Annotated in this window: 14 protein-coding genes; all 14 read right to left on the bottom strand. The window is 49.2% G+C overall.

All coding sequences use genetic code 11. The features are described 5' to 3' along the window. A partial coding sequence (gene rpsC, locus P8O70_17110) for a 30S ribosomal protein S3 (GenBank protein MDG2198560.1) occupies window positions 1-580 on the bottom strand: 580 nt, incomplete at its 3' end. A 10-nt stretch (window positions 581-590) separates the two neighbouring features. Beyond that, window positions 591-929, bottom strand: coding sequence for a 50S ribosomal protein L22 (gene rplV / locus P8O70_17105; protein MDG2198559.1), 339 nt, complete (start codon window positions 927-929; stop codon window positions 591-593). Next, window positions 929-1210: a 30S ribosomal protein S19 gene (rpsS, locus tag P8O70_17100; protein MDG2198558.1), complete on the bottom strand. Its 282-nt coding sequence runs from the start codon at window positions 1208-1210 to the stop codon at window positions 929-931. Before rpsS ends, rplV begins: the two co-directional genes overlap by 1 nt. Next, window positions 1210-2031 (bottom strand): 50S ribosomal protein L2, encoded by an 822-nt coding sequence (rplB, locus tag P8O70_17095; GenBank protein ID MDG2198557.1) that lies wholly within the window; start codon window positions 2029-2031, stop codon window positions 1210-1212. The genes rpsS and rplB overlap by 1 nt, the downstream gene beginning before the upstream one ends. A gap of 25 nt (window positions 2032-2056) precedes the next feature. Next, the gene (rplW, locus tag P8O70_17090) at window positions 2057-2344 is read right to left on the bottom strand and encodes a 50S ribosomal protein L23 (protein MDG2198556.1); all 288 of its coding nucleotides are present in this window, start codon (window positions 2342-2344) and stop codon (window positions 2057-2059) included. After that, window positions 2344-2961 carry a 50S ribosomal protein L4 gene (gene rplD / locus P8O70_17085; protein MDG2198555.1) on the bottom strand — a complete coding sequence of 206 codons (618 nt, stop codon included), beginning with the start codon at window positions 2959-2961 and terminating at the stop codon, window positions 2344-2346. Before rplD ends, rplW begins: the two co-directional genes overlap by 1 nt. Window positions 2962-2963: 2 nt before the next feature. Then, complete coding sequence (gene rpsJ, locus P8O70_17080; GenBank protein ID MDG2198554.1) at window positions 2964-3272, bottom strand: 30S ribosomal protein S10; 309 nt, start codon at window positions 3270-3272, stop codon at window positions 2964-2966. 44 nt (window positions 3273-3316) lie between these two features. Continuing rightward, window positions 3317-4516, bottom strand: coding sequence for an elongation factor Tu (tuf, locus tag P8O70_17075; protein ID MDG2198553.1), 1200 nt, complete (start codon window positions 4514-4516; stop codon window positions 3317-3319). 47 nt (window positions 4517-4563) lie between these two features. Beyond that, a complete protein-coding gene (gene fusA / locus P8O70_17070) occupies window positions 4564-6642 on the bottom strand; it encodes an elongation factor G (protein ID MDG2198552.1) in 2079 nt (692 codons plus the stop codon). Between the two features lie 9 nt (window positions 6643-6651). Beyond that, window positions 6652-7125 carry a 30S ribosomal protein S7 gene (rpsG, locus tag P8O70_17065; protein ID MDG2198551.1) on the bottom strand — a complete coding sequence of 158 codons (474 nt, stop codon included), beginning with the start codon at window positions 7123-7125 and terminating at the stop codon, window positions 6652-6654. A 6-nt stretch (window positions 7126-7131) separates the two neighbouring features. Continuing rightward, on the bottom strand, window positions 7132-7500 hold the full coding sequence (rpsL, locus tag P8O70_17060; protein MDG2198550.1) for a 30S ribosomal protein S12: 369 nt from the start codon (window positions 7498-7500) through the stop codon (window positions 7132-7134). 82 nt (window positions 7501-7582) lie between these two features. After that, entirely contained in the window at window positions 7583-8692 is a 1110-nt protein-coding gene (serC, locus tag P8O70_17055; GenBank protein MDG2198549.1) for a 3-phosphoserine/phosphohydroxythreonine transaminase, read from the bottom strand. An 11-nt stretch (window positions 8693-8703) separates the two neighbouring features. Beyond that, the gene (locus P8O70_17050; GenBank protein MDG2198548.1) at window positions 8704-9504 is read right to left on the bottom strand and encodes a hypothetical protein; all 801 of its coding nucleotides are present in this window, start codon (window positions 9502-9504) and stop codon (window positions 8704-8706) included. A 34-nt stretch (window positions 9505-9538) separates the two neighbouring features. Then, window positions 9539-10459 carry an EamA family transporter RarD gene (gene rarD, locus P8O70_17045; GenBank protein MDG2198547.1) on the bottom strand — a complete coding sequence of 307 codons (921 nt, stop codon included), beginning with the start codon at window positions 10457-10459 and terminating at the stop codon, window positions 9539-9541. Window positions 10460-10774: the final 315 nt, after the last annotated feature.

Here is a 10774-nt window from a genome sequence, read left to right as displayed (position 1 = left end):
TACCGTATGTTGTCAGAGCCTCCGCAAAGCCATAGTCGATGTTGGCTCGCAGGGTATGCAATCGTACTCGACCTTCACGGGCCCATTCAGTGCGGGCCATTTCTGCTCCATTGAGCCGACCCGCAATCATGATCTTGCAGCCCTCAATATTCATTCGCATCGCTGTTGCTAAAGTCCGCTTCATTGCTCGACGAAAAGCAACTCGACGCTCCAACTGTGAGGCAATGTTTTCAGCAATTAACTGCGCATCAATTTCCGGTCGCTTGATCTCTCGAATATTGATTGCAATGTCTTTTTTAAACTTATTGAGAAGGCTTTTTCGGATTCTCTCTACTTCATCTCCCTTACGGCCAATAATGATCCCTGGCTTGGCTGTGAAGATGTTGATCTTAGTTTTCTTTGAGGCCCGCTCTACTTCGATCTTCGAAATCGAAGCTTTCTTCAAGCGATTTTTGACGAAGTGTTGTATATCGAGATCCTCTTTGAGAGTCTCTGCGTAACTTTTTTCTGTGTACCACCTTGAATTCCAATTCTTATTGACACACAGACGAAAGCCAATCGGGTTAACCTTTTGTCCCATAACTTTTCTCTCAGTTGGCCGATTCAACGACGATGGTGATGTGGCTGCTCCGCTTATGAATTCGAGAGGCCCGACCCATTGCTCGAGGGCGGAAACGCTTGAGCGTACTGGCTTCGTTAGCGTAAGCCTCCTTGATCACCATTTCGTCAACATCAGCTGACGAATCTCGGTTCATCGCGTTGGCAACAGCAGACTGGATCAACTTGTAGATCACAGGGGATGAATTGCGCGGTGTATTCTGCAGGATTGCCAGAGCCGTGCTCACATCCTTATTTCGAACATTGTCCAGCACCAACCGAACTTTCCGGGGTGCGATTCGGATTCCTTTAGCGGTAGCTCTCGCTTGCATCATTTCTTCCCGCGCTTGTCAGTTTTGGCAATGTGTCCGCGGTAAGTCCGAGTGGGTGCAAATTCACCCAGCTTGTAGCCAACCATATCTTCAGTAATGAACACCGGAATGAATTTGTTGCCATTGTGGACGGCGATGTTGGTGCCGACGAATTCTGGCAAGATCACTGAGCGGCGTGACCAAGTCTTGATCAGCTTGCGATCGTTTTTCTCTTTGGCCGCTAACACCTTTTTTTCCAGGTGGTCATCGACGAAAGGACCTTTCTTCAAAGATCGTGGCATTACTTTTTCCTCCGTACAATGTACTTGTCAGTGGACTTGTTGTTGCGTGTTTTGTAGCCCTTGGTTGGCACACCCCAAGGAGTTACTGGATGGCGTCCACCAGATGTTCGACCTTCCCCACCACCGTGCGGGTGATCCACAGGGTTCATCACAACACCTCGAACAGTTGGACGGAAACCTTTCCAGCGCTTACGGCCTGCCTTGCCCACGTCCATATTCATGTGTTCGCTATTGCCGACTGTACCAACAGTGGCTAGGCATTCGACGCGCACTTTGCGAATTTCACCCGACTTCAACTTCAACTGTGCGTAGTTCTCATCTTTAGCCATCAGTTGAACTGATGCCCCAGCGCTTCGGGCCAACTGCGCCCCTTTGCCTTGCTTCAATTCCACACAATGGAGACTTGCTCCGACCGGAATTCGACCAATGGGCAGCGTATTGCCTGTACGGATGTCAGCTGTTGAACTGCTGATTACTTCATCTCCAACTTTCAGTCCGTCCGGGTAGATGATGTAGCGCTTCTCTCCATCAACATATTGCAGAAGAGCAATGCGAGCACTTCGGTTTGGATCGTATTCGATCGCGACTACTTTGGCAGGTATACCTGTCTTATTGCGCTTGAAATCGACAATCCGATAGCGTCGCTTGTGACCACCACCTCGATGTCGCACGGTGATTCGGCCATTGGAATTACGCCCCCCTTTTTTAGAGAGCTTCTCGGTGAGGCCTTTCTCCGGTTTGTCTTTGGTAACTTCCTCAAAACGGAAGCCACTCATGTCTCTGCGACCTGGAGAAGTCGCTTTGAATCGCTGAATGCTCATGATCTACCTGAGTGCCGGAAACAAATTAGTAATTGGCAATGAATTCGATGTTGTTGCCTTCGGCCAAGGTCACGATGGCTTTCTTCCAAGGAGTACTCTTGCCAACGAAACGTCCCATTCGCTTTTGCTTGGACTTGGTGTTCAAGGTGTTGACCTTGACAACCTTGACTTTGAAGGCCAGTTCGACAGCTTTCTTGATCTGTCGTTTGGTTGCCTTCGAAGATACTTGCAGCGTATACTTGTTCTGCATTTCCTGACTGATGGTTGATTTCTCAGTCATCACAGGACGTTGCAGGATATTGAATAATTCCATCAGCCTAGCCTTTCTTCGAGGACTGGAATCGCATCCTTGGCCAAGAGCAGACGATCATGATTGACGATCTCATAGGCATTGACACTTGCTGCCTTAAGAACCTTCACATTGGGAAGATTTCTTGATGCTCGCTCCAAGTTGTTATCAATATCTTTGACGACTACCAAGCACTTCCCCTCTGTGAATTTGCGGAGGATACCACTAAATGCTTTGGTCTTGTGTGTAGGTAATTCCATTTGCTCCAATACAGAAAGCTGCTCCTGTCGTGCTCTTTCTGATAGCGCAACTCTAACAGCCTTGCGGCGCGCCTTCTGATTGATTTTTACCCCGTAGTCACGAGGCTGTGGACCAAAAACCACGGGGCCGTGTCGCCAAATCGGATTCTTCACACTCCCGACTCGTGCCCGACCAGTTCCTTTTTGTCTCCACAACTTGCGAGTACTACCTGAAATTTCAGAGCGCTGCAACGTGGAATGTGTCCCCTGACGCAGCTCGTTGCGGTATGCGACAATCGCTTCCTGCAAGATGCGCGAGGAATATTCTTCTTGTATCAGTTTGTCTTGGATCTCGACGCTGCCTACCTTCTCACCATCCAGATTGTAAGTGTTTAATTGCATGCTCAAACCTGCTTGATGCCAATGTCGACTCCAGCAGAAATATCCAGGCGCATCAGCGCGTCCATGGTTTGTGGTGTCGTTTCCATAATGTAGAGCAACCGCTTGTGCACGCGCATTTCAAACTGTTCACGTGACTTTTTGTCCACATGCGGAGAGCGCAAGACCGTATATTTGTGAATCTTGGTCGGAAGAGGAATTGGTCCTACAATCTGAGCACCTGTGCGCTTGACCGTGCGAACAATTTCTTCAACTGTTTGATCCAATAACTTGTCGTCATACGCTTTGAAGCGGACTTTGATTTTTTCGTTCATGCTCTAGCCTGCAGTAGGAGAGGGGTTGTCCCTCTCCTGCGTAATTACTTGGTAACTTCGGTGACAACGCCAGAACCGATAGTACGTCCACCTTCACGAATCGCGAAACGCACTTCTTTTTCCAGAGCAATCGGGGTAATCAACTCAACTTCAATCGATACGTTATCGCCAGGCATCACCATTTCAACATCTGCTGGCAACTGAACCACACCAGTCACGTCGGTGGTTCGGAAGTAGAACTGAGGTCGGTAGTTGGTGAAAAATGGCGTGTGGCGTCCACCTTCGTCCTTGGTGAGTACGTAAACCTGTGCTTTAAAATTGGTATGTGGTGTGATTGAACCAGGCTTGCAAATTACCTGGCCACGCTCCAATTGCTCTCGCTTGAGACCTCGTAGCAGCAAACCTACGTTGTCGCCCGCTCGCCCTTCATCAAGCAATTTGCGGAACATTTCAATTCCAGTAACTGTCGTCTTCTGGGTCTCACGAATTCCGCAGATCTCAATCTCCTCACCGACTTTGACTAGACCACGCTCGATTCGACCAGTGGCTACTGTACCACGTCCGGAGATTGAAAAGACGTCTTCAACAGACATCAGAAATGGCTTGTCCAAGTCTCGCTCCGGGTTCGGAATGTAGTCATCAACATTGGACATGAGTTCTGTGATCGGCTTGTAGTCATCATGGTCTGGCTCTTCTGAAGCACATTCCATTGCGTTCAACGCTGATCCCATAACCAGCGGAATATCATCCCCAGGGAAATCATAGCTGCTGAGCAATTCACGAACTTCCATTTCAACCAGTTCTAGTAGCTCAGCATCATCTACTTGATCTACTTTATTCATGAAGACAACGAGGTAAGGAACGTTGACCTGACGTGCCAACAGGATGTGCTCTCGTGTCTGAGGCATTGGGCCATCGGCTGCAGATACAACCAGAATTGCACCGTCCATTTGGGCCGCACCTGTGATCATGTTCTTGACATAGTCAGCATGACCTGGACAGTCCACGTGAGCGTAGTGACGATTTTCTGTTTCGTATTCAATGTGCGCTGTCGCAATCGTGATTCCACGTTCTCGCTCTTCTGGGGCTGCATCGATGTCACCGTATTCACGCTTTTCAGCAAAGCCCTTCATGGCTAACACTTTGGTGATCGCCGCTGTCAATGTAGTCTTGCCATGATCCACGTGACCAATTGTCCCAATATTACAGTGGGGTTTGGTTCGTTCAAATTTCTCTCGCGCCATTGATGACTCCTTTGTTCGTTTGTGGATTGTCGTTTACACAAGCCCCATTATGCACTACCAAACGATAAAACCTGCTGAAGGGTCTCATTTGATACTTCCTCGTAGTGAGAAAACGTCATGGTGTACAAGGCACGCCCTTGCGTAGCAGAGCGTAAATCAGTCGAATAACCGAACATCTTGGAGAGGAAAACTTCCGATTCAACAACCTTCATCTCGTTTTGATCCTCTACAAATTTAATACGTCCGTTGCGAATGTTGAGATCTGCAATCACTTCTCCCAAGAAAGCTTCTGGTAGGATTGTCTCCACACTCATCATCGGCTCCAGTAGGGTTGGACCAGCCTCTTTGACCAATTCCCTCACCCCGTTTCTCGCAGCAAGTTGGAATGCCAACTCCGAGCTTCCGTCTTCTCGCCATTCCGCTTCCAAGATTGTGAATCGTAGATCCACCATCGGATAACCCAGCAACATCCCACTCTGCGCCGCATCCCGAATACCAATCTCAATTGCTGGGGCAAATCCAGATGGAGTACTCTTTGATAATTTACTAAGTACCTCAATCCCTTGACCTGCCGGCAAACGCTCCAGTTGCAATGTACAGGCGGCAAACTGTTCTTTGCCTGCCAACGTGCCTTCGAATCCTTGTCTTAGTTGCGCTGCTGCTGCTGCGCTTTCGCGGTAGGAGACCCTTGGTTTACCAGCGTTGCAACCAACCTTGAATTCTCGGGAAAGCCGATCCAGCACAATTTCCAGATGCAATTCTCCCATTCCAGAGATAATGATCTGTCCTGTATCCGGGTTTATCTTCTTGTGGAAAGAAGGATCTTCACGCTCAATACTGGAAATTGCGTTTTCAAGCTTCGGCTGGTCTGCTTTCGTTTTCGGTTCGACCGCAATGTCGATCACTGGCTGCGGGAACTCTGTACCTTCCAGCAAGATCGGATGACGCTTCTCGCAGATGGTATCCCCGGTGACTCCCACAGACAGACCAATGACTGCGGCAATGTCCCCAGCCTCCAAACGATCAATCTCTGCCCGCTTGTTGGAATGAAGCTTGACCAGGGTACCGATACGCTCCGTTTTTCGAGTCCGAGGGTTGAAGACAATGTCTCCAGGAGCTAGAACCCCCGAATAGACTCTGACGAAGGTCATCTGACCAGCAAATGAGTCACTGGCGATTTTGAAGATTAGGCCACAGAAGGAGGAGTCACTCGTAGTACGGGTTTCTTCTCGTTCGCTATCCGGTTGTTTCCCAACAATTGCCGGCACATCATCAGGGGAGGGAAGGTAGGCAGCTACGGCGTCCAGCAGGGGCTGCACCCCCTTGTTCTTAAATGAACTTCCACATAAGACAGGCAGTAACCGACCTTCGATTGTTGCCTTTCGAATCACCTGACGCAGGCGCTGAGTGCTGATTTCCTGCTCTTCCAGGAAAGCTTCCAGCAACTCATCATCTAGTTCCGAAACTTTTTCGACCAGTTCCTGTCGCTTTTGCTCAACAGCTTCTTCCAATTCTTCTGGAATTTCTGCTACATCAACTTTTGCACCGAGACTCTCCTCATCAAAGTAGAGAACCTTCCGATCAAGCAGATCTACGACTCCACGAAACTGATCTTCACTACCAATGGGATATTGTAAAGCTACTGAATTAGCCTTAAGTTTTTTGCGTATATCCTCGACCGCCCGGAAATAGTCTGAACCAATTCGATCCAGTTTATTCACGAAGGCCACACGAGGAATTTTGTACTTGCCTGCTTGCCACCAGACTGTTTCAGACTGGGGCTGGACTCCTGCCACCCCACAATAGAGAGCGATCGCTCCATCAAGTACTCGCAGTGAGCGTTCGACTTCTACCGTAAAATCAACGTGCCCTGGGGTATCAATAATATTATAATCGTACTCCTCATCCTCATATTTCCAACCACAACTTGTCGCTGCCGAGGTGATTGTGATTCCTCTTTCCTGCTCCTGTTCCATCCAATCCATCGTGGCAGAGCCGTCGTTGACTTCGCCAATCTTATGAATTCGACCGGTGTAGAAGAGGATTCGCTCTGAGGTAGTTGTCTTGCCCGCGTCAATGTGTGCGATGATGCCAATATTCCGGCGAAATCGACGGGCTTTGGACATTTATAATGTTCACCAACGGTAATGGGCGAAAGCCTTATTGGCTTCAGCCATTTTGTGCGTATCTTCCTTCTTCTTGACGGAAGCTCCCCGGTTGTTGAATGCGTCCAGCAACTCTCCAGCAAGTTTCTCTTCCATGGACTTGCCACTTCGGGAAATCGCATAGCGAATCAGCCAGCGAATCGCCAAGGCTTGGCTGCGCTGAGAGCGGACTTCCACTGGAACTTGGTAGGTAGAGCCGCCAACACGTCGAGACTTGACTTCTACGTTGGGCTTCACGTTCTCAACTGCTTGATGGAAGATATCGATAGCTCCGGTCTCCTGCTCCTTTTGGGAGATCATGTCCAGAGCTTGGTAGAGTACCTTTTCAGCAACACTCTTTTTTCCATCATGCATTAAATTGTTGACAAACTTACTGACCAAAAAATCTTTGTACTTCGGATCGGGGAGAACAACGCGCTTTGTAGCAGATCTTCTTCTGGACATGTTGGACTACCCTTTCTTCGCACCATACTTGGAACGCCCTTGCTTGCGATTCTTGACACCGACTGTATCAAGAGCACCTCGGACAACATGATAGCGAACCCCTGGAAGATCTTTGACACGACCTCCCCGAATCAGCACTACAGAGTGCTCCTGCAGGTTGTGGCCAATCCCTGGAATGTAGCTTGTCACCTCAATTCCATTGGTGAGTCGAACACGAGCCACCTTGCGCAGAGCCGAGTTTGGCTTCTTAGGTGTTGAGGTATAGACCCGCACACAGACTCCTCTTCGTTGAGGGCAGGCCTGCAGGGCTGGGACGTTGTTTTTCACGACCCGCTTCTTACGCCCCTTGCGGACAATTTGATTCAGGGTTGGCATGGCTTTGGCTAGGGTGTCGGGTTAGCTACTACGAGAGATTCGCCGAAAAAATGAAAACGGTAAAGCTATCATTTCATTTTTTTTAAGTCAATGCTTTTCGCTCGAAGTCCCGCATTTTTTCAACCAGACGTTCTACTGCGGCTAAAGGTAGGGCATTGTAGAGGGAAGCACGCACACCTCCAACCTCACGATGTCCCTTGAGAGCCAGCAGTCCTACTTCCTCACACTCCTGAAGAAATTGATGCAGCAGCTCAGTAGTCGGCAGATTGAAGATGACGTTGACAAATGAGCGGTCCGGTGGGTTGACACTTGTCAGGAAGAATTCGCTCTCATCGAGATAGTCATAAAGCAATTTGGCCTTCTGCCGATTTTGCTGCTCCATGGCAGCAACTCCACCTTGCTCCTGATACCACTCCAAGACATAGCGCATCACGTAGACGGCAAACACATTGATGGTGTTGTTCAGTGAATTTTGCGAATCAATGGCTTGGTATTGCAGTAACTTTGGAGTCTGTGGCAGGTGGTGTCCCAGCAAATCTTCTCGGACTACAACCAGCGTCAGTCCAGCTGGACCCAGGTTTTTCTGCAGACTGGCATAGACCAGCCCAAACTGTGAGAAGTCCACTTCCCGGCTGAGGATATCTGATGTTGCATCGATAACCAATGGGACTTCACCAGCCTGCGGGAAGTGATTCCATTGAGTACCGTATAAAGTGTTGTTGGAAGTCAGGTGCAGATAAGCTGAACCCTTCAGCCGTTCCAAATCTTCAGCATGGACTGTGGGAATTCGATTGTAGCGGTCTTCTCGTCCATGCACCCATTCTTCTGCGCTGCCGTAACGCTTGCCTTCCTTAAGAGCCAATTCTCCCCATTTCCCAGTCACAGCATAACTTGCTCGATTGTTGGCAGAGCGACTGAACAGGTTGAGCGGTACCACCGAAAACTGCATCTGGGCTCCACCAGAGAAAAACAGGAGATGGTAGTTGTCTGGCAGTTGAGTCAGTTGGCGGAAGAGTTGCTGTGTTTCATCCAGGATTGGTAGGAAATCCTTGGAGCGATGGCTGATCTCCAGAATGGAGGCCCCACATTCCCGATAGTTGAGGAGTTCTTTCTGAACCTTCTCCAGCACCAGTAGTGGGAGAACCGCTGGTCCTGGACTAAAATTGTAGGCGCGTTCGGCGAAGCGAGGCATGGAGGGAGCTTTCAATCTCGCGGCAAGAGGGCAGTGACAAAGAGATCTCGGAACAAAGGTTCCCTTTTTTCTAAATATGTTTTGAGGCGCAAAGCTTCCTTCTCTTCACGGTATCCTCCTGCATAAACCCGCATGTGTTCAAAATCTAGTCGTACCTCAACATGCTCGAAGTCAATTCTTCTTGCATACTTGGCATTCAGCGCCTTCGTCAGACGGTCTGCCTGATCGACTTCTGGAAAGACTCCCAGGGAAATGCGATACCAGTCATTCGGCTTAAGCACCTGAGCATATCCGTTCAAGCCAGGATCTTGGTTGATTTCTTCAGCTACAGCAGCTGATCGTTCGGATGAATATAGTGGTTGGGAACGAACTTCTCGGAAAGGCATGCTTTCGACAGCGTTCTCAATTCGTGTCCGATAACCCTGACGGGACAACAAACGTCGGTGCTCCCCAACACATTCACTGTCGAGACAATTCGCGACCTGCACATAATATTTAATGGGTAGTGGAGGAACCTGATTGGCATCAACCAACATCACTTCATCTATCTCCAGCACTTCCTCCACCTCAACGTCAGGAGCATCCTTTTTACTCGGACTGAGCACTTCAAGAAGGCTAGTTGACTCGGAGAGGGCAGGCTCTTCCTCCGTCAAGCTAATCGTTTCAACTGGCGGTGGCGGTGGCGGTGGCATCAACCACCCGATCACACCTCCAGCAATCACAATGAGCAGACCGAGAATCAAAGCAATGTTGCCCAATAATGATAATTTGCTCGAACCCTTAGTTTTTCTGTTTTCTGAATCGGCTGACATTCTACCCCGCTGGTTTGCTAATCTGATCGCAAATTCAAACTGATTCTCTATGCACTGTCTGCGCCTTGTTTTCCTGCAGTAGCCTTGTCTGTCGCTGGATCTGACTCAAGTAAATTACCACAGCAATCCAGATCAGTCCAAAAGAGATCGCCTGGATCTGACTGAAGGGTTCTTCATACAAAAAAATCCCTAGTAGAAAAAAGCAGGTAGGAGCAATGAATTGTAGCAAGCCCAGGGTCGCTAGCGGCAGTCTTCGGGCTCCAGCTGCAAACAGTAACAGTGGCAGAGAAGTAATCACCCCAGTGGTTGCCAGCAGTAGACTCAAATCCCAGCTGCTCCCGAAATATAGCCCATCAGACTGCGACAGATACCATAATAATATGAAGGACAGTGGCATCAGGATCACCATTTCCATCCAGAGACCCAGCATCCCCTGCACCTGAATCACTTTGCGCATCAGCCCGTAGCCGGCAAAGGTCAGCGCAATGATCAGCCCAAGCCAGGGAAATTGCTCCGCTTGCCGCATCAGGTTGATGAGAGCCAAGGCCGTGAGCCCGATCGCTAGCCATTGCCATGAACTGAAGCGCTCATGCAGAAAAAGGAAACCAAAGAGAATGTTTAACAACGGAACAATGAAATAGCCCAAGCTGACCTCCAGCACTCGATCCTGCTGGACTGCCACCACATAGCTCAGCCAATTTCCAACAAGCAGAAGAGCACTGAAAATCAAACCAATCAGACGCTGACGCTCTCGTAGAATCGATCTCCAGCCCCCTACTGGAGGCTGCCAGAGCAAGATGGCCCATGTGAACACGAAGGACCAAACGATGCGGTGAGCGATCACTTCGAGTGCAGTTGTTGGGGCCAGGGTTTTCCAATAAATCGGTAAGAAACCCCATAGCAGGAAGGCAGAGACAGCACAGATCACCCCACGATCCTGCTCATTCTCTAACAAGTGATTGATCTCATATTATTTTCTATACTTACAAAACTTGGGGGTTGGTGCATTTGCGTCGTTTAGACAAATGAAGTAATCTCCGAAATTTGGAGATCTAAGGATGCAATGTCCTCACTGTGCTCATCCTGACTCTATTCGCTATGGTACCAGCCGTGGTGTCCAACGCTACCGTTGCCAAGCCTGCTGACGGATCTTTCAGACGCTACAACGTGGCAAAGATCCAGCCCTCAAGCAACAGGCCTGTCAGCTCTATCTCGAAGGGATGGGGATGCGAGCTATCGGCCAGGTTCTCGACATCCATCACAAGACTCT

It is taken from the genome of SAR324 cluster bacterium (assembly GCA_029245725.1).
GTDB lineage: Bacteria > SAR324 > SAR324 > SAR324 > NAC60-12 > JCVI-SCAAA005.
This window is presented reverse-complemented; position numbering and strand designations above follow the sequence as displayed.